Source organism: Sphingomonas sp. Leaf33 (genome assembly GCF_001421785.1).
Lineage (GTDB): Bacteria > Pseudomonadota > Alphaproteobacteria > Sphingomonadales > Sphingomonadaceae > Sphingomonas.
Genome location: NZ_LMLB01000001.1, coordinates 578230 through 596061, shown reverse-complemented (window position 1 = coordinate 596061; position 17832 = coordinate 578230). Strand labels below are relative to the sequence as shown.

The 17832-nt window shown below is 68.6% G+C and carries 17 protein-coding genes; 7 read left to right on the top strand and 10 right to left on the bottom strand.

Annotated elements, in window-relative coordinates; translation table 11 throughout:
• Nucleotides 1-153: 153 nt before the first annotated feature.
• A complete protein-coding gene (locus ASE86_RS02975; protein WP_056422141.1) occupies nt 154-492 on the top strand; it encodes a P-II family nitrogen regulator in 339 nt (112 codons plus the stop codon).
• Between the two features lie 96 nt (nt 493-588).
• Nucleotides 589-2001 carry a type I glutamate--ammonia ligase gene (glnA, locus tag ASE86_RS02970; protein WP_056422139.1) on the top strand — a complete coding sequence of 471 codons (1413 nt, stop codon included), beginning with the start codon at nt 589-591 and terminating at the stop codon, nt 1999-2001.
• Nucleotides 2002-2135: 134 nt separating this feature from the next.
• Here glnA and ASE86_RS02965 read toward each other — a convergent pair whose 3' ends face one another.
• Both ASE86_RS02965 and ASE86_RS02960 read right to left on the bottom strand, forming a co-directional pair.
• A complete protein-coding gene (locus ASE86_RS02965) occupies nt 2136-3431 on the bottom strand; it encodes a type II toxin-antitoxin system HipA family toxin (RefSeq protein WP_056422133.1) in 1296 nt (431 codons plus the stop codon).
• A gap of 4 nt (nt 3432-3435) precedes the next feature.
• Nucleotides 3436-3705 (bottom strand): type II toxin-antitoxin system Y4mF family antitoxin, encoded by a 270-nt coding sequence (locus ASE86_RS02960; RefSeq protein WP_056422131.1) that lies wholly within the window; start codon nt 3703-3705, stop codon nt 3436-3438.
• 125 nt (nt 3706-3830) lie between these two features.
• Between ASE86_RS02960 and ASE86_RS02955 the strand changes: the two genes are divergently transcribed.
• Together ASE86_RS02955 and ASE86_RS02950 are read left to right on the top strand one after the other, a co-directional pair.
• The gene (locus ASE86_RS02955; RefSeq protein ID WP_056422127.1) at nt 3831-5129 is read left to right on the top strand and encodes a M20/M25/M40 family metallo-hydrolase; all 1299 of its coding nucleotides are present in this window, start codon (nt 3831-3833) and stop codon (nt 5127-5129) included.
• Nucleotides 5130-5165: 36 nt separating this feature from the next.
• Nucleotides 5166-5777, top strand: coding sequence for a flavodoxin family protein (locus ASE86_RS02950; RefSeq protein WP_056422124.1), 612 nt, complete (start codon nt 5166-5168; stop codon nt 5775-5777).
• Between the two features lie 126 nt (nt 5778-5903).
• Here ASE86_RS02950 and ASE86_RS02945 read toward each other — a convergent pair whose 3' ends face one another.
• From ASE86_RS02945 to ASE86_RS02925, 5 genes are all read right to left on the bottom strand, one after another.
• Nucleotides 5904-6884 carry a quinone oxidoreductase family protein gene (locus ASE86_RS02945; protein ID WP_056422122.1) on the bottom strand — a complete coding sequence of 327 codons (981 nt, stop codon included), beginning with the start codon at nt 6882-6884 and terminating at the stop codon, nt 5904-5906.
• A gap of 4 nt (nt 6885-6888) precedes the next feature.
• On the bottom strand, nt 6889-7614 hold the full coding sequence (locus ASE86_RS02940) for a hypothetical protein (protein ID WP_156347007.1): 726 nt from the start codon (nt 7612-7614) through the stop codon (nt 6889-6891).
• Nucleotides 7615-7772: 158 nt separating this feature from the next.
• Complete coding sequence (locus ASE86_RS02935) at nt 7773-11936, bottom strand: translocation/assembly module TamB domain-containing protein (RefSeq protein ID WP_235523970.1); 4164 nt, start codon at nt 11934-11936, stop codon at nt 7773-7775.
• Nucleotides 11933-13903, bottom strand: a complete 1971-nt coding sequence (locus ASE86_RS02930) for an autotransporter assembly complex protein TamA (RefSeq protein WP_056422116.1) — start codon at nt 13901-13903, stop codon at nt 11933-11935. The genes ASE86_RS02935 and ASE86_RS02930 overlap by 4 nt, the downstream gene beginning before the upstream one ends.
• A 40-nt stretch (nt 13904-13943) precedes the next feature.
• Nucleotides 13944-14177: a hypothetical protein gene (locus ASE86_RS02925; protein WP_235523969.1), complete on the bottom strand. Its 234-nt coding sequence runs from the start codon at nt 14175-14177 to the stop codon at nt 13944-13946.
• A gap of 162 nt (nt 14178-14339) precedes the next feature.
• Between ASE86_RS02925 and ASE86_RS02920 the strand changes: the two genes are divergently transcribed.
• Nucleotides 14340-14522 (top strand): hypothetical protein, encoded by a 183-nt coding sequence (locus ASE86_RS02920; RefSeq protein ID WP_056422113.1) that lies wholly within the window; start codon nt 14340-14342, stop codon nt 14520-14522.
• Nucleotides 14523-14559: 37 nt separating this feature from the next.
• On the opposite strand, the gene ASE86_RS02915 is transcribed toward ASE86_RS02920, so the two are convergent.
• A complete protein-coding gene (locus tag ASE86_RS02915) occupies nt 14560-15174 on the bottom strand; it encodes a helix-turn-helix transcriptional regulator (RefSeq protein WP_056422109.1) in 615 nt (204 codons plus the stop codon).
• A 137-nt stretch (nt 15175-15311) separates the two neighbouring features.
• Between ASE86_RS02915 and ASE86_RS02910 the strand changes: the two genes are divergently transcribed.
• Both ASE86_RS02910 and ASE86_RS02905 read left to right on the top strand, forming a co-directional pair.
• A complete protein-coding gene (locus ASE86_RS02910; RefSeq protein WP_235523968.1) occupies nt 15312-15452 on the top strand; it encodes a hypothetical protein in 141 nt (46 codons plus the stop codon).
• On the top strand, nt 15449-15763 hold the full coding sequence (locus ASE86_RS02905; RefSeq protein WP_056422102.1) for a hypothetical protein: 315 nt from the start codon (nt 15449-15451) through the stop codon (nt 15761-15763). Before ASE86_RS02910 ends, ASE86_RS02905 begins: the two co-directional genes overlap by 4 nt.
• Nucleotides 15764-15778: 15 nt before the next feature.
• Here ASE86_RS02905 and ASE86_RS02900 read toward each other — a convergent pair whose 3' ends face one another.
• Together ASE86_RS02900 and ASE86_RS02895 are read right to left on the bottom strand one after the other, a co-directional pair.
• Nucleotides 15779-16570, bottom strand: a complete 792-nt coding sequence (locus ASE86_RS02900; protein ID WP_156347006.1) for a hypothetical protein — start codon at nt 16568-16570, stop codon at nt 15779-15781.
• The gene (locus ASE86_RS02895) at nt 16540-17778 is read right to left on the bottom strand and encodes a TIGR04063 family PEP-CTERM/XrtA system glycosyltransferase (protein ID WP_056422097.1); all 1239 of its coding nucleotides are present in this window, start codon (nt 17776-17778) and stop codon (nt 16540-16542) included. Before ASE86_RS02895 ends, ASE86_RS02900 begins: the two co-directional genes overlap by 31 nt.
• Between the last annotated feature and the right edge of the window lie 54 nt (nt 17779-17832).

The window sequence follows — 17832 nt, the reverse complement described above, 5'->3', positions numbered from 1 at the left end:
ATGTGCGGGTGTATTGCCCGTTTTCAAGGCACGGCCGCGCGCGATCATCCCGGCAACATCCAGGGAATCGACCATTCGGCGTCTGGCACGCTTGCTGCAACGCGCGGGATCGGAGAGATTGGCGCCGGTCCGGCAGCCGGGGGTAGAATTCACGTGAAAAAGATCGAAGCCATCATCAAGCCGTTCAAGCTCGATGAAGTGAAGGAAGCGCTGCACGACGTGGGCGTCAGCGGCATCACCGTGACCGAGGCCAAGGGCTTTGGTCGGCAGAAGGGTCACACCGAACTGTATCGCGGCGCCGAATACGTCGTCGATTTCCTGCCGAAGGTGAAGCTGGAAGTCGTCGTCGAGGACGCGCTGGCCGACCGCGTGGTCGAAGCGATCGCCGCCGCCGCCCAGACCGGCCGCATCGGCGACGGCAAGATCTTCGTGATCCCGATCGAGACGGCGTTGCGCATCCGCACCGGCGAGCGCAACGAGAACGCGATTTGACGGCCAGCAACTTTCGGTGAAAAGCGCGGCGCTGCGGCGCAACATGATTCTGCCGTCCCGGCGGGCGGCGTTCCATCCAGAACGAAGGGCATAACCATGGCGAATACGGCCAGCGACGTACTGCAGAAGATCAAGGACGAAGAGATCGAGTGGGTCGATCTGCGCTTCACCGATCCCAAGGGCAAGTGGCAGCACCTGACCATGGTCGCGAGCGTGATGGGCGAGGACGAGTGGACCGACGGCCTGATGTTCGACGGTTCGTCGATCGAGGGCTGGAAGGCGATCAACGAATCCGACATGATCCTGAAGCCGGATCTGGACGCGGTCTACACCGATCCGTTCTCGGCCACCCCGATGCTGATCGTGTTCTGCGACATCCTGGAGCCGTCGACCGGCGAGGGCTATACCCGCGATCCGCGCACGACTGCCAAGCGCGCCGAGGCGTACGTCAAGACTCTGGGCATCGGCGACACCGTGTACGTTGGCCCCGAAGCCGAATTCTTCATGTTCGACGACGTGCGGTTCGAGAACACCTATTCGTCCAGCTACTACAAGCTCGACGACATCGAACTGCCGGGCAATTCGGGCCGCGAATATGAAGGCGGCAACATGGCGCACCGTCCGCGCGCCAAGGGCGGCTACTTCCCCGTCGCGCCGGTCGATAGCGCCGTCGACATCCGCGGCGAGATGGTGTCGACCATGCTCGAAATGGGTCTGCCCTGCGACAAGCACCACCACGAGGTCGCCGCCGCGCAGCACGAGCTGGGCCTGACCTTCGGCACGCTGACGACGACTGCCGACCGCATGCAGATCTACAAGTACGTCGTCCACCAGGTCGCGCACGCCTATGGCAAGACGGCGACGTTCATGCCGAAGCCGATCAAGGAAGATAACGGCTCGGGGATGCACACGCACTTCTCGATCTGGGAAGGCAAGACCCCGCTGTTCGCTGGCAACGGCTATGCGGGCCTCAGCGACATGTGCCTGTACTTCATCGGCGGCATCATCAAGCACGCGAAGGCGGTCAACGCCTTCACCAACCCGACGACCAACAGCTACAAGCGGCTGGTCCCGGGCTATGAAGCGCCGGTGCTGCTTGCCTATTCGAGCCGCAACCGCTCGGCATCGTGCCGTATCCCGTACGGCACGGGCGCCAAGGCGAAGCGCGTCGAAGTGCGCTTCCCCGACGCGCTGGCCAACCCGTACCTCGCCTATGCCGCGCTGCTGATGGCAGGCCTGGACGGCATCCAGAACAAGATCCATCCGGGCGAGGCGATGGACAAGAACCTGTACGACCTGCCGCCGGCCGAACTGGCCGAAGTGCCGACCGTCGCGGGGTCGCTGCGCGAGGCGCTCGACTGCCTGGAAGCCGACATGGACTTCCTGCTGAAGGGCGACGTGTTCACCAAGGACCAGATCGAAGCCTATGTCGAGATCAAGCGCGCCGACGTCGCCCGCTGGGAAATGACGCCGAGCCCGGTCGAATTCGACATGTACTACAGCGGCTAAGGTGCACGCGGATAGCGCAAGCTATCCGCGAGACACCGCCAGCCCGGCCGGCGTAGCCCAGCTACGACCGACAACGCGGCTTCGCCGCGGCGGGATTTGAAAAGGGCGTCCGGAGCGATCCGGGCGCCCTTTCTTCAACCCATCGCCGCGATCCGCTTCGCCCGATCCGTCAGGATCGTCGCCAGACGGTCGATCACCGGGTGATCCAACCCCTCGCCGCGCATCTCCGCAGCCACCCTATCGATTGCCGCCGGCAGAGATTCGGCCATGGCGAACAATCGGTTGAGCACCTCCCAGCTTTCCAGTCCCACCCGCTCCGACCATTCCTGCCAATGATGCGGCAGGACGCGCGCGACGGGATAGTCGTTGATCTTCATCGCCAGCTTCATCTTCTGCGGCGCGATGTCGGCAAGCCCGAAGGCGCTGGCGATATCATATAGCGGCGCCAGGACGACGGTGCCGAGCCCGCCGATCAACAGGCTGTAGTTCTTGGCATGGGCGTCGGTGCCGGCGATCAGCCAGTTGAACATCAGCGCATCGACGAAGCGATCGACATCGGCATCCGCCATGTCCCCGCCGTCCACAGCCATGGAGCCCTGCTCCCGCAGCAGCGCCACGATCGCCTCGGGACCGGGTCCGCCTTCATTCTGGTATTTCTTCTGCGGCAGCACGCCGAGCGCCTGGCACATATCCTCCTGATGGAGCCGCACCCAGGATTCGCCGGGAAGCCGTACGCGATCGTAGCGGGTAACGACGATGGCAAGTTGATCCTCGAACCCGCGAACCTGCGACCGCGCGGCCCGCAAGCCCATCCTGCGCGCAAGGTTAAGGCAGAAATGCTCGTTTTCGGCATGCCCGGGCAGCGCCCGTGCCGGGGGTTTCAGGATGTGCGTCGTCGGGATTCGTCCAGACGGGATGCCCCACCGGCCGTCTTCGAACAGCAGGGCGGTCTTCGGCTGGGCGCCGGCAAGGCTGAATTGCCCATTGTCACCCGCCGTCCGGCCACTGGCGGCATCGTCGAGGACCGAGCGCAGCCGTCGGGCGACCTCGGCTTCGTCGATCCAGGCAACGTCGCCGCTGTCCGGCCCCTCGGCTATCAGAACGTCGGCGCGCTCGGGCATCACGAACTGGACCGCCCCCGCACAATCCTCCCCTACCGCGGCGATCAGTCGGAAGGGATTTCGGGCAGAGACGTGAAACTGCCGCGCCCAGCGGTCGAGCGTCCGATCATTGTCGGGCAGCAGGTTCCAGATGAAGGCGCGGATCGGCAGATCATCATGATCGCGCAGCGCCAGTGGCATCGACAGGGACAACGGGTAGGCGTCAGGGTCGGCGCGCCAAGCGTCGTCATACGAAAACGACAGGCGATCGTTGGCGTAGCGGACAACCCCTGCGCGCTTCGCATCCAGCAGAACGACGAGTTCGTTCATCGCATCACAGATCCGACAGCGCGCGGCGGATAAGCGTGGCCGATCGACTCTCCTCCATCACCGGGCGGACACTGCCGATATCGACCGGCAGGTCGAGCACTGCCAGCGCCCGGAGGACGAGGTCGAGCTGAACGCGCGGCTTGCCATTCTCGACCTCGCTGATCCACAGCCGACTGACGCCGACCCGGTCGGCCAGCATCTGCTGATCCCAGCCCAGGGTCCGACGGCGATCGCGGATCAGGAGTCCGATGTCCTTGACGGTCTTCACCCGCATCACAGTCGCTCATCATGCCAGCGTTCGCTGTCATCAATGTCAATGTATGCGCTCGCTTGCAAGAAAAATCGTGAAAGCGATCGCTTTCATGTCGACAAGCGCTGTGATCGTGATAGCCTGTCGCCATGAAACACGCCGCCGCTTTCTTCGCTCTGGTCCTGACCGCCTCCCCTGCCGCCGCCCAGACCCCTGCGCAGGTCGCAACGATGCGCAAGACCATCGCTGCGGAGGACACCCGCACGATCGACCTGCTGACGCGCCTCGTGAAGCAGAACTCCGGCTCGTTGAACCTGGATGGCGTGACGAAGGTCGGGGCGATGATGCGCGCCGAGCTGGAGCCGCTGGGCTTCGCCGTCACCTGGGAGGACCAGTCGGCTGCCGGCCGTGCGGGACATCTGGTTGCGACCAAGCCCGGCAAGGGCGCGAAACTCCTGCTGATCGGACACCTCGACACCGTGTTCGAGCCATCATCGCCGTTCCAGAAGGCCGTGCGCGCGGGGACCAGGCTGACCGGACCGGGATCGGGCGACGACAAGGGCGGCCTGGTCGTCATCGTCGCGGCGCTGCGGGCGATGCAGGCGGCAGGCACGCTGAAGGATGCCGCCATCACCGTGTACCTGACCGGTGACGAGGAGAAGACCGGGACACCGCTCAGCGTTGCGCGCGGTGGCTTGGTCGCGGCGGGCAAGGCGGCCGACTATGCGCTGGAATATGAAGGGCTGTACGTCGAGGACGGCAAGGAATGGGGCACGATCGCCCGGCGGAGCGCGGCAAGCTGGGAACTGCGCACGAAGGGCAAGACCGGCCATTCGGCCGGCATCTTCAACGAGAAGATGGGATATGGCGCGATCTACGAGATGGCGCGCATCCTCGATCAGTTTCGCCGTGACCTGCCAGAGCCCAATCTGACCTATAATGTCGGCGTGCTGGCCGGCGGCACGCCGGCGACGATCGACGCGGCCGGGGTCGACGTGACCGCGACGGGCAAGACCAACGTCATCGCAGCCGACGCGATCGCCCGCGGCGACCTGCGCACGCTGACGCCCGAACAGGATGCGGGCGTGCGGGCCAAGATGGCGGGCATCGTCGGGCAACACCTGCCGCTCACGTCGGCGACGCTCAGCTTCTCCGACAGCTACCCGCCGATGGCGCCGACCGATGCCAACACCGCGCTGCTGGCCAAGCTGAACGCGGTCAACCGCGACCTGGGCCTGCCCGAGACGCCGCCGCTCGACCCGCTGAAGCGCGGCGCGGCGGATTCGGGCTTCGTCGCGGCCGATGTCGCGACGATCGGCGGACTGGGTGCCGCCGGCACCGGTGCCCATGCGGAGGGCGAATGGGTGGACCTCGCCTCGATCCCCCGCCAGGCACTGCGTTCGGCAGCGCTCCTTAGCCGGCTATCGAAGGAACGCTCGCGGCGGTGACGCGTCTGTCCGGGACCCTGCTCCCGGAGACATGACATGGCCAAGCTGAAGGCGATCGCTCTCAACTGTACCCTGAAGGCAAACGCCGCCGACAAGAGCTCGACCGACGCGATGATCGCGGTGCTGGAAAGCGCGTTCGCCGAACATGACGTCGAACTGACCGAGACGATCCGCGTCGCCGCCTGCGACGTGAAGCCCGGCGTCACCAGCAACGAAGGCCCGGGCGACGACTGGCCGCTGATGCGCAAGAAGATCCTCGACCACGACATCCTGATCTTCGGTGGCCCGATCTGGATGGGCCAGATCGGCAGCATCGCGAAACGCGTGCTGGAGCGGATGGACGCCTTCATCGGCGAAACCGACGACCAGGGTCGGATGCCGTCGTACGGGAAGGTTGCCGTCGCAGCGATCGTCGGCAACGAGGACGGCGCACATTTCAGCTCGGCGCAACTGTTCCAGTCGCTGAACGACACCGGCTGGACCATCCCGGCGGTCGCCGCGTGCTACTGGGTCGGCGAGGCGATGGGATCGGTCGATTTCCAGGACCTGCCGGAAACACCCGAAAAGGTGACGAAGACCGCGAAGATGGTCGCGTCGAATGCCGCGCATCTGGCGGGGTTGCTCAAGGGCGCGAATTACCCGGGTTGAGTGAAGGGCACACCAAAATCCGTTCGTGCTGAGCGTGTCGAAGCACTGCCCTTCTTTCTATCCGCAAGCACAGGGCGCGAAGAAAACGGGCAGCCCTTCGACAAGCTCAGGGCGAATGGACGGGGGTCAAGCCGGGATCAGCAGCGTACTCCCGCGCGTCTCGCCCGCCTCCATCGCGCGGTGGGCATCGGCGGCATCCTCCAGCGCAAAGGTCTGGCCGATCTCCGGCCGGATGTGGCCGTCGCGGACCATGCCGAATACCGCGTCGAACCCGGCCGCGCGTTCGTCCGGCGTGACATAATAATCGAACAACGTCGGGCGCGTGACGAACAACGATCCGTGCGCCGAGAGCGTGCCGAGGTTCACGCCGTCCACCGCGCCCGATGCGTTACCGAAGCTGACGATCAGCCCGCGACGCCTTGCCGACTTCAGCGATGTCTCCCAACTCGCCTTGCCAACGCCATCGAACACGACATCGACGCCGGCGCCACCGGTGATCTCGCGCACGCGCGCGGTGATATCGTCGCTGCGGTGGTCGAGCACATGGTCGGCGCCGGCACGCTTGGCGTCCGCGCCCTTTTCGGCCCCGCCGGCGATGCCGATGACGGTGGCGCCGCGCGCCTTCAGCCAGCCGACCAGCAGATGCCCGACGCCGCCCGCCGCGGCCCAGACCAGGGCGCTCTGGCCCGGCTGGACGTTTGCACAGCGGTCGACCAGGAATTCGGTCGTCCCGCCCTTCAACAGCAGCGCCGCTGCGGTGCGATCGTCGATGTCTTGCGGAAGCGGCACGAGGGCAGCGTCCTTCACAATCCGCGCCGTCGCATAGGCGCCGCGGGTCGGGCCGAACGTGCCGACGCGGTCGCCGGGCTTCACCGCGGTCACGCCCGGCCCGACCGCCTCGACCACACCCGCCGCTTCGCTGCCCAGGCCCGTGGGCAGGTCGACCGGATACAGCCCGCTGCGGTAATAGGCGTCGATGTAGTTCAGCCCGACAGCGGTGTGGCGCAGCATCACCTCGCCTTCGCCGGGTTCGGGCAGATCGACATCGACCCACTGGATCACGTCCGGTCCGCCGGTGCGCTCGATCCGTGCCGCGCGTGCCTTCATGTGTTCAGTCTCCGTTGCGCGCGGCAATGGCGAAGGCGCCGGCCGCTGCCAGCCATAACGTCGTGATGACCAGGGTGGCTCCGATGATGTCACGCGGATATATGCGGCTGCCCTCGCCCCAGCCCATCGCAAGCGCCAGGGCGCCGATCGCAAGCTGCACCGCGGCGGCGAGCGCGAAGGTACGGGCCATGCCCTTCGGGCGCGCATGGCTGACGATCGCCCCGCCAACCGCGATCGCGATGACCAGGGCGTAGAGCTGGTTGGCGGGATTATCCTCGCTGCCGATGATACCGACCGCCAGATTGACCCAGATGAGAAAGAAGCCTGCGAAAACGCCGATCGCGGCGCCGATCCGGTACGGCCATCCGCCCGCCATTCGCGTGAGCAGGTCGAAGGCGCCGCCCGCGACCAGCAGCATCGCGCCGAAGACGACGAAATCGAGCGCGGTCCATTGCACCTCGCGAGTGAACTGCATGGCGACGAACGGCAGCGCCAGCAGCGCGACGGCGCCGCTCCACGCGGCGATGCGTAGGCGTCGGCCGAGCGGATCTTGGGTGAGAATGGTCATGTCGGTTCTCCTGTTATCGGGATGACCCGGTGTGACAGGTGCCGGGGTGAGCGGCATGAGGCGGAGGTGAGGAAGTGGTGAAATCGTCGCGACACCTGTCCCGAAACTCTCCCCGTTCGTGGTGAGCTTGTCGAAGCACCCTTCTTCGTGCTGCGAGGACATGGCGTGCGTATCGCAGAGCGGTGCTTCGACAGGCTCAGCACGAACGGAAGAGAGATAGACGCCACGCTGTCAGACGGAGCCGGCTGCGCCGGCACCGCTGCCCGACGTGGCGAGTCCGCGATTTGCTTGGCGCAGATCGCTGGCCGCCCGCACTCCGCTCAGTAATCCTTGGTCACCCTCACGTTCACGCTCTGCCGCCCGATCGTCGACACCGACGACAGCAGCGACAGCCAGCGCGTGACCTGGAATTCCAGTCGCGTCGCCGAATAGCCCTGCCCGTCCGAGATGATCTCGGCATAGATCCGCCGCGTCAGGAACTTGCCCGCGGCGATCGATGTCGCCGCTCCCGTCTGCGGGTCCGCAGGCAGGATGCGCAGCCGGTCCAGGCCCGCGGCCCGGCGCACCGCGTTGATCGGGTTCAGCCCGTTGCCGCCGTTCTGCAACGCCGATACCGCGGCGGCGAGTTGCAACGCCTCGGGCGCCGACAGGCTGGTGATCGATGTGCCGAACAGCAGCCGCGACAGCAGTTCGTCCTCGGGCAGCGCGGGCACGCTGGTGAAGCCGATCTCGGGCCGCTCGGACGTGCCGGTCACGCGGATCGTCGCGTTCAGCCCTTGCGTGTTCGCGTTCGCTGCGATGTCGAGCGCGGGGTTGGCGGGGACGCTGCCGTCGAAGCGGATGTTGCCGCGGTCGATCTCGAATTCGCGGCCGGCGAATTCGTAATCGCCGCGGACCAGGTCCAGGCGACCGGTGATCTTCGGATTGGTCGGCTCGCCGGCGATCTCGAGATTGCCTGACCACAGGCTGTCGAGACCCAGCCCGCGCACGACGAACCCCTCGCCGATCCGCGCGTCGAGATCGAGCTGCCACGGCACGCTAGGTAAGTCGTCCTCGTCCCCGCCGCCGGGCACGTTGATCTCGCGGATGTTGAGCCGCGGGATCGGCACCGCCTGCGCCGCCTGCCCCAGCCGGTAGCGACCGCGGTCGACGACGACCTGGCCCGAAATCATCCCGCCCGCCCCATCGGAGCTGAAGCGCAGCGGACCGGTCACGGTCGCCGAGATATCGTCGCGACCGATCAGGCGCGCGCCGTCCGCCTGGACCGACAGGTCGATGCCCAGACCACGCGCCGCGGCGAAGTCGAATGTGCCGCTGCCCGACACGCGCCCCGTCCCGCTGTCCTGCGCGGTGAACTGGTCGATGACAAGGCGCGATCCGCCGAACCGGCCGCTCGCCGCCAGATTGCGCAGCACGGTGCCGGTCGTGCTGCTTTCGATCCGCGCGGTCTGGGTCCGCAGCGAACCCCGGATCTGCGGGCTCGCCAGCCGTCCGCTGACGTCCGCGCCGATCGCGACCGGCCCGGACAGGTCGAACAGCTCGATGCCGGTCAGGCGCCACAGCGTGTCGGCCGGTCCGGAATAGCGGATCTGCCCGAACAGCGGCGCATTGGTCAGCCGCGTCATCAGGTCGCCAGGGCCCAGCGGCGACAGCAGCATCTGCGCCCGGCCGATCGTCTGCCCGCCGCTCGCCATCACCGCGCGCACGCCCGCACGGGTGGCATCCAGCGTGCCGGCGATCCCGACGTCGATCGGACGCGACGACAGCACCAGGCCCGAGCGGGTGAGGCCGCGCACGGTCATGTCGATCCGGCCGGTCGGCGCGGCGCCGTCACGCGTGACATAGGCCATCGTCCCCGTCGCGCTGCCGCCAAGCCCCAGCCCCGGATAGCCGATGTCGAGCACCGACAGCGGCATCCGCGCGAGACTGGCATCGATCGCGGTCTCGGCACTGGAGAACCGCCCGCCGATCTGCGCCTCGCCGCCGGCAAAGGTCAGTTTCGCCGGCGCCAGCCGCCAGCCGTCGCCATCGCGCACGATCACGGCAGGCGTCGTCAGCGCGATCGGTCGGCGATCGACGGTCCCCTGCGCCTGCACCGTGTAGCGATCCGGCGCGACGGCGATCACCGACTGGATGGCAAAGGCGCGGCCGCGACTGCCGGCGATCGACGCGCGGATCTCACCCACCCCGCCGACCAGCTTCACGTTCGCTGCGGCCCGCGCGAGCGACAGCGTGCCCCGGCGCAACCCCTGCACGGTCATGGTCGCCTCGATCGACGTGCCGGCGGGATCGAGCAGGACCGCCGCCTCGACCCGCCCGCGACGGATGCGCAGGCCGTTCAGGTCGGCGGCGTCCGCATCGAGCAGGACGTCGATCCGCTGGACATCGCCCTGCGGCCGGAAGGCAAGCGACCCGGCCAGCCCGCGCCCAGCGACATCGAGCTTGCCGCTCAATCCGCCCTCCACCACGTCCAGCGCGCCCGTCGATCGCGTACCGGCGACATCCAGCCGCGCGACCTGGATACGCGCGTCGCCGCCCGCCGGCAGCAGAATGGCGCCTGCCGCCTGGAACGCGCCCAGCCGCGATCCGCCCGCCGCGGTGAAGTCGAATCCCTGCGGCGTCGGATCGAGATGCGCGCGCACGTCGCTCAGACCCAGCGCATCGGCGGGACGACGCAGCAGCAGGTCGATCGTCGGCCGCTCGATCCGCCCGTCGAGCTTGAGCGTCAGCGCCCCGTATTTCGCTTGGGCGCCCGATCCTTCGAAAAAGAACGTTCCATCCCGCCGGCGATACCCGTTGCCGCTGAGCGTCAGCCCCGGCGACGTGAGCGTCAGCCCGCGCAGGTAGAGGATACCGTCGTTGCCGCGCTCCAGCCCGGTCGTGATTCGCGGCAGGCCGTTCGTCAGGCCGGCGAAGAACGCGTTGTCGAGCCGCACGACGCTCGCCTGGCCCCGCCCGACGACCCGCGTGCCCTTGCCGCCCGGCCCCGGCACGACGCTTAATCGCGATTCGACATCGACCAGCCCGATGCCAGGGATCAGATACCGGCGCAGCCCGCCGCTCAGGCCCACGTCATACCGCCCGGTGCGCAGGTCGAGGAACAGCGTGATGCGGCCGTTCAGCTTGTCGGATCGCAGGACCAGCCCGTCGCCGGTCAGATCGCGCGGGGTCACCCTGAGCGGTCCGGTGACGTGCAGGTTGCGCAGGATGCCGCCCGCTACGTCGCCGACCCCGGTCACCCGCGCGGCGGTCAGGTCGACGGGGACGATCACCGGTGGGTCGGACAGGCGGAAGCGTCCGGCGACGCGAACGGAATCGAAGCCGGTGTCGTCGAACTGCACACGCGCGGCGGTCAGGCGATAGTCGATGCCGGCTGTCGCGAACGCTCCGTCCAGGATCGCGCGCAACTGGATGTCTCGCCCGGACGTGTCCGGGAACAGCGCGGCCGGGCGAAGCAGGCGCCCGGCGATCCGCACGTTGCGGAAGACGCTGGCGGCGAGATCGACTTCGCCGGTCGCTTCCAGGCTGAGCGCGCCCGAGCGCAGCGACAGCGTGCCGTCCAGTCGCCGCCGATCGAGCGTCGCCGCACCGTTGACCAGGATGCGCGGGGCACTCAGCCGCTGGAGCTTGCCGCCGACCAGGCTCGCCGGGGCCAGCGTACCGCTCAGGGCGTAACGGCCCGCATCATTGGCCAGCGCCAGATCGACGATCCGCGCCTGCCCGGCGTTCATCCGCGCGTTGCCGCGCCATTGCCGCCAGTCGCCGGTGCCATGAACTTCGGCGGCAAGCGGCCGGGCGATCCCGGTCAGCTTGGCCAGCACCCCCCGCGCACCACCGCGCGCCGATACGTCGACATCGAAGCGATTGCGGTCCGGCTCGGCATCCAGGAACAGCCGCAGCCGGTCGCTGCCCTGCACCACGGCGTCCAGCCGGACCATCGCCCGCCCCGACCGGATGACCGCATTGCCGCTCAGCGACCCCGTCCGCGCGATGCCGGTGACCGCAGGCGCGATATCCAGCCGATCGATGCGCAGTTGGCCGATCGCGATGTCGATCCGCGGCAGGATCGGGCCCTTGCGCCCCGTCTTCAGCGGACGCGGCAGCTTCAGCAGTGTCGCCTGGGGGATCGTCAGCGTGCGGATATCCAGCTGATCGGCGACCAGCGCGAAGGGTCGCCAGTCGAGCTCGGCACGCGGCACCTGCAGCACCAGCCCGTCGGGATCGCGCAGGCGCACGTCGATCAGCCGTGCCTTGCCGTACAGCGACCCTTCGATCCGCCCGACCGAATAGCGCAGTCCGTTGGTCGGACGCTGCGCGGCGATGCGGTCGGCGACGAACCGATGCCCCATCTGCGTATCGAGCAGCGCGGCGGCCGCCAGCAGCACCGCGACGACCAGCAGCGCGGCGACCAGGAAACGCCCGATCCACAACCGGTGCGCCGGGCGCGGCGGCGGCGTGTGATCCTCGGTCGGCGCTTCGCTCAAAACGCCTGCCCCAGCGATACGTAGACGCCGATCCGAGGATCGCCCGGCTGCGGGTTCAGCGGCGTGCCGACATCGATGCGGATCGGCCCGAAGTTCGAATAATAGCGCAAGCCAAGGCCCGCGCCGTAGCGGAAGCGCGAGAATTGCGGCAGCGGCGAGGTGTAGATGTTGCCGGCATCGAAGAACGGCACGACGCCGAAATTGCCGAACGCCTTGACCCGCGCCTCGATCGAGAACTCGGTGATGCTGCGCCCGCCGATCGGGTCGTTGTTCGGGTCGCGCGGGCCGATCGACTGGAAGCCGTAACCGCGCACCGACGCGCCACCGCCGGCGTAGAAGCGCCGCGACGGCGCGATGGCATCGCGCGGTGCGCCGGCGATGGTGCCCAGCCGCACCCGCCCGGCCAGCACGACACTGTCGGTGACCGGGCGGTACACGCTGCCGTCGACCTGGATGCGGGCATAGCCGAACACGCTGCCGACCAGCGACAGTTCGGGGCTGAACCGTCCGCTCAGGCGGAAACCGTTGGTCGGATTGAGCAGGTCGTCGGACCCGTCATAGGTCAGGCTGGTCGGCGATGCGGCGATGAAATAGGTTTGTCGCCGCGGCTGGCCGGTATCCAGTATGACATCGCGTTCGTCCGTCGCGACCAGCTCCGTGCCCAGCGACCATGTCCAGGTCTTCTGGAAGAAGATGTTGGTCTGGCGCTCCAGCGAGCCCGACAATTGCAGCGTATCGGCTTGATACGCGTCGCGTTCGGTATGCGCGGCGCTCAGCTGCGCGGTCAGGACGCGGTCGCGACCCTGGAAATTGTTGCGGCGGAAGACCAGCGCGCCGAGTTGCTCGCGCGTGCCCAGCACCCCGCGCACGGTCAGTGCGCCTTCGGGCGGGAACAGGTTGCGATGTGTCCAGCTGAGCTCCGCGCGCGCGCCTTCGCCGGTGCCGTAGCCGAGCTCGCCCGCGATCGTCCGCGGAGGCGCAGGTTCCAGCGCCACCGCGACATCGACCGTGCCGGGCGTCGCTCCCTCGACCGTCTCGACCTTCGCCGACGAGACGAGTCCCGTCTGGATCAGCGCGCGGCGCAGATCGACCAGCGCGCTTTCGGTAAAAGCCTGTCCCGGCACGAACCGCGCGATGTCCTGGACGTGATCGGGGCCGAAGATGCGCGTGTCGGTCATCGTCACGCGGCCGAAGCGGCGTTCGGTGCCCGGGGCGACGGCCAGGTCCAGCGTCGCGGTGCGTGCCGCGCGATCGACGACGATCTCGGGCTCGCCGACCTTGGCGAAGGCGAATCCCTCCTCGCCGACCGCGGTCTTCAGCCGGTCGGTGGCGGCGGCGATCTGGTCGCTGTTGACCGGCGCCTGCGGCGTCAAGCCGAAGGCGGCACGCAGGTCGTCGGCTTTGGGCCCGGCCTGCTCGACCCCGGCCAGGGTCACGCCGCCGAAGCGGTACAGCGGCCCGGCATCGACATCGAGCGTCACGGCGACCGCGCCGCCGCTCGGCTCGACCCGCGTCGCGATGCGCGCGTCGTAATAGCCCTCCGCCTTCAACAGCGTTTCCAGCAGCCCCGCGTCCTCTCGCGCGCGCCGGTCGATCTGCGCGGCGTTGGCCGGGTCGCCGCGGTTGGCGCGCAGGACGGATGCGGCGTCGAACCGCTCGCGCAGCAACGGACTCACGACCGCATCGATGCCGGTGATCGTGTAGCTGTAGCGCGTCTCGGCCGCGAGATCGGCGCGTGCGTCCGATGCCGGATCGGTCGCCGCCGGCGCTTTCGACAGATCGGGCCAGTCGACGCCGATGCCGGGGATGTCGGTCATCGGCGACATCGGGTCGAGCGTATCGCTTCCCCCCTGCGGTGCAGGCGCGGGGGTCTGCGGCGCGGGCGACACGCTCTGGGCAAGGGCGGGAAACGGCACGAACGCCAGGCAACAGGCCAGCGCGCGGTGCCGGCGGACGGGCCCGGTCATCCCCCGTCTCTAGCGCGGGCGTGTCAGGGCAGACAATCGATTAGTGGACGGTGCCGACCACGTCCCCGCTCGCCAGCAGCACGATCAGCCGCTCGATCTGGCGCCAGTGGCAGAATTGCACGGCATTGCCCTGGTCGCGGCTGTGCTCGGCGCGCGCCGCGGCTTCCATCCCGGCGTCGTCGCCATGTTCGGCCAGCAGCGCGTCCGCATCGGCAATGGCCTGGGGGCCCGCCAGATACGGCAGGGGCATATCGAGGATTTCGTCGAAGTACATCGCCCGCACACGTTCCAATGGGCGTGCCAGATACAGGGTTTGCCCCGCCGGCCGCGGGATACGAGGGTTAATGCCCCTGCCCGGACACGTCCGGCGGCGTCCCGGACATCCCGTAACGGGACGGTGGCGTCCGGAAGCGGGACATGGCACAGCGCATTCACCATGGCCGACACACCCCCTACCCGCGAGCCCGTTGGCGCCGGCGCGCCGTTCATCCTGCTGCTGGTCGCAGGCGTCGTGATCGGGCTGGCGACGGGGCAGGTGACGCTGGGGTTCATTGGCGGCGCGCTCGCGGGAATCGCCGTCGGCGTGCTGCTGTACCTGCGCGACAGACGTAGAAGCTGATCCCGCTGCGCGCCCGCCGACGCGGAACCGCGACAGGCTATAGCCGCCGCACCAGTTCGACGACGCGACCCAGCACCGCGACCTGCGCCAGCGGCATCCGGCGCTCGGGCGCATTGTCGCTCAGGATGCGCCACTGGTCGCCATCGCGCACCAGCCGCTTGACCAGCAACTCGTCCTCGCAGCGCAGCACCCAGATCGCGGTCTTGCGCCCCGGCACGCGCTGGCCGCGATCGACCAGGATGCGATCGCCATCGATCAGCGTCGGCTGCATCGATTCGCCGCGCACGTCCAGGATAGCGGCATCGCTTGCCCGGATGCCCAGCCGCGCTAGATCCTCGGCGGCATAGCCCGCACTCGCGACCGTCGCTTCGCTCGTCACCAGCCGCCCCGGCCCCGCCGACACCGACACCGCCAGGCGCGGCACGCGGACGATCGTCGGCAGCGTCGCGCCACCCAGCACCGCCTCGTCCACCCCGAAGAACCCGGCGATCAGACCGCGTTCGCGCTCGGGCAACAGGCGCGGCGTCCCCCGCCGCAGATACTGCTGCATCCACGCCGCGTTGCGCCCGACCATGCGTGACAGCGTCGACAGGCTGACACCGTCACGGGCGATCAGGCCGTCCAGCACGGCGCGTTGGTCGATTGGGTCCATAGCGGCACAATATCTGTAGGAAATATCCTAGACAAGTTGGAAATTCATCGAGAACATTAGTGGAACATTGAGGTTGCGAGTCTTTGGAGGACAGGATGTTGGTGAACACGGTTCGGCGTTATCTGCGATGCACGGGGATGCGACCGACATCCTTCGGGCGCCGCACGATCAACGATCCCCGGCTGGTCGACGACCTGATCGCCGGGCGTCAGCCGCGGGCGGAGACGGTGGCGCGGATCGAAGCCTTCATCGCCGCGCATCCGGAGGGGATGCGATGACCGGCCGCGCAACCGCCGCGACACGGCTGGAACGCGCGCTGGTGAAGGATGCCGGCATGGCGGGCGTCACCCTGACGATCGCGACGATCCGGTCGACCCGCTGGGCAAGCGCGACCTTTGCCGGGGCGCGGCATCGGCTGGAGGTGATGGTGGCCGGCGCGGGCGCGCGGGACTGGCTGGCGGGACTCGCGGAGGCCGACCTGCCGATGCCGGCGCATCTGGTCGCCGACGTGGTCCTGGTCGAGCAGCATCATGCATCCGGCGAATCCCGCGCCGTGGTGGAAATCCTGACGGTCGAGGATGGAGTGTAAGCCCCGTCCGTTTCGCTACCGCCGCGCCAGCTGGCGCAGTTCGTCGAGCGCGCCGACGACCGACGGTCGCGCCGGATCGGCCTGGCGACGGGCGGCGACGCCCCGTTCCAGCCGGTCGAGCAGCGCGTGGATCGTCGCATCGGTCCGCGGCGCCGCGATCGGGGCGGTGTCGGTGCGGACCGCAGGCCGCGCCAGTTCGAACGCGTCGATCCGCTCGCCGGGTTCGAGGTCGGCGGCGGCGATCGGCCGCGGCTGCAAGGACGCGAGTGCCGGTTGCGGCTCGGCAGGAACCGCGGGGATCGCGGCGGGATCGAAGGCGGCCAGCGGGGCGTCGAGATCCCTGGGCAGCGCACGCTCGGCCGGCGGACGTTTCGAGGCGTCCTGAAACCACGCGCCCAGTTCCTGCGTCGCATTGAGCGGCGCGCGCGCAGGCGCATCGGGATGCGCATCGGCGCGGCGCAGCACCGGGGCGGGCGACGCCGAATCGACGGTCGATACCGGCTTGGGGCTCCGCACGCGCGGCTTCAGCGTGACGATGCCGTCGCCGCCGAACGCCAGATACGCCGCCAGCCAGACGACGGCGCCGGCTGCGCCGCCCAGGATCATCGCCAGCGCGACGCGCGCAGTGTAGCCGAGCGGCGGTTCGGCCGCGGGCAGGATTGCGGGGATGCCGCTGTTCAGCACGATCGTCTCGAGTACGGCCGAGGGCAGCACCAGGCAGATCGTCGCGGCACACGCCGCAGCAGCGACGCCCAGCGACGGGGTCAGCGCCAGCGTTACAGGCCGGTGAATCGGTAACGTAACCATGGTTTGGTCCTTACACCGGCGCGCGTCACCTTTTGGTAAACGGGGTCGTAGCCAGCGACATTGGTCGCCCAGTCGCGCTCGGCTTCGACAAAGGCGCGGCCGGCCTCGCGGCGGGCATCCCACCCTGAGCGATCCGCGAATACGCCGGCGACCGCGGCGGCCAATGCGGCAGGATCGTCGGGGGCGAACAGCGTGCCGGTCAGCCCCTCGCGAATCAGCTCGCGGTGCCCGCCGACATCGGATGCGGCGACCAGCCGGCGTTGCGCCATCGCCTCCAGCGGTTTCAGCGGCGTGACCAGGTCGGTCAGCCGCATGTGACGGCGCGGATAGACCAGCAGGTCGATGACGCCGTAATAGCGCTCGACCTCGCTATGCGCGACACGGCCGACGAAGCGGATCGCGTGCCCCGCGCTCGACGCCGCGGCCTGCGCGCGCAAGGCCCCTTCCATCGGCCCCCCGCCGACCAGCACCAGTTTCAGCTTCGGGCGTCGCGCGACCAGGTCGGGCATCGCCGCGATCAGATGGTCGAGGCCTTCGTAGTCGTAGAAGCTGCCGACGAAGCCGATGGTCTCGTCGGACAGGCCCAGCTCGCTCGCCAGCGCATCGTCGCGCGCGGGCGGTTCGCCGAACAGGGTCAGGTCGACGCCGTTGGGCGACACCATGATCTTGGTCCCGTCGATGCCGCGCGCGATCAGGTCGCCGCGCAGCCCTTCGCAGATCACCGCGACGGCATCGGCGCGCTTGACCGCGAACGTCTCCAGCGCGCGAGTCGCGCGGTACTTCGCCGATCCCTCGCGCCCGGTCCCGTTGCCGACCGCGGCATCCTCCCAGAAGGCACGGATTTCATAGACCAGCGGAATGCCGCGCCGCGTCGACACGGCCAGCCCCGCCAGCGCATCGAGCACCGGCGAATGCGCGTGGAGCACGTCGGGGCGGAAGTCGTCGACGACCTGCCCGATGCGTCTGGCGAACGCAGCGATTTCGGCCAGCTCACCGATGGGCGCGGGCAGGTGCGGCGTATAGGCGGTGCGGTAGAAATCGATGCCGTCGATTGTCTCGCGGGCTACGCGGGCGTCGCCGTGGCGCGGGCCGGTGACCGCCGCGACGCTGTGCCCGCGCCGCATCTGCGCCGACAGGATCGCGCGCGTGCGAAAGGTGTAGCCGCTGTGCAGCGGCAGGCCGTGGTCGAGGAGGTGGAGGATGCGCATATCGACCCGCGTCCTGCCACGCGGGTGTTTAACGTCGCGCTAACCGGGTCCGCG

Bases quoted from the DNA above. Each gene is read 5' to 3' on its own strand.
- glnA (WP_056422139.1), top strand. From the start codon at position 589: ATGGCGAATACGGCCAGCGACGTACTGCAGAAGATCAAGGACGAAGAG.
- ASE86_RS02965 (WP_056422133.1), bottom strand. From the start codon at position 3,431: ATGAACGAACTCGTCGTTCTGCTGGATGCGAAGCGCGCAGGGGTTGTC.
- ASE86_RS02960 (WP_056422131.1), bottom strand. From the start codon at position 3,705: ATGCGGGTGAAGACCGTCAAGGACATCGGACTCCTGATCCGCGATCGC.
- ASE86_RS02955 (WP_056422127.1), top strand. From the start codon at position 3,831: ATGAAACACGCCGCCGCTTTCTTCGCTCTGGTCCTGACCGCCTCCCCT.
- ASE86_RS02950 (WP_056422124.1), top strand. From the start codon at position 5,166: ATGGCCAAGCTGAAGGCGATCGCTCTCAACTGTACCCTGAAGGCAAAC.
- ASE86_RS02945 (WP_056422122.1), bottom strand. From the start codon at position 6,884: ATGAAGGCACGCGCGGCACGGATCGAGCGCACCGGCGGACCGGACGTG.
- ASE86_RS02940 (WP_156347007.1), bottom strand. From the start codon at position 7,614: ATGTCCTCGCAGCACGAAGAAGGGTGCTTCGACAAGCTCACCACGAAC.
- ASE86_RS02930 (WP_056422116.1), bottom strand. From the start codon at position 13,903: ATGACCGGGCCCGTCCGCCGGCACCGCGCGCTGGCCTGTTGCCTGGCG.
- ASE86_RS02925 (WP_235523969.1), bottom strand. From the start codon at position 14,177: ATGTACTTCGACGAAATCCTCGATATGCCCCTGCCGTATCTGGCGGGC.
- ASE86_RS02920 (WP_056422113.1), top strand. From the start codon at position 14,340: ATGGCCGACACACCCCCTACCCGCGAGCCCGTTGGCGCCGGCGCGCCG.
- ASE86_RS02915 (WP_056422109.1), bottom strand. From the start codon at position 15,174: ATGGACCCAATCGACCAACGCGCCGTGCTGGACGGCCTGATCGCCCGT.
- ASE86_RS02910 (WP_235523968.1), top strand. From the start codon at position 15,312: ATGCGACCGACATCCTTCGGGCGCCGCACGATCAACGATCCCCGGCTG.
- ASE86_RS02905 (WP_056422102.1), top strand. From the start codon at position 15,449: ATGACCGGCCGCGCAACCGCCGCGACACGGCTGGAACGCGCGCTGGTG.
- ASE86_RS02900 (WP_156347006.1), bottom strand. From the start codon at position 16,570: ATGGTTACGTTACCGATTCACCGGCCTGTAACGCTGGCGCTGACCCCG.
- ASE86_RS02895 (WP_056422097.1), bottom strand. From the start codon at position 17,778: ATGCGCATCCTCCACCTCCTCGACCACGGCCTGCCGCTGCACAGCGGC.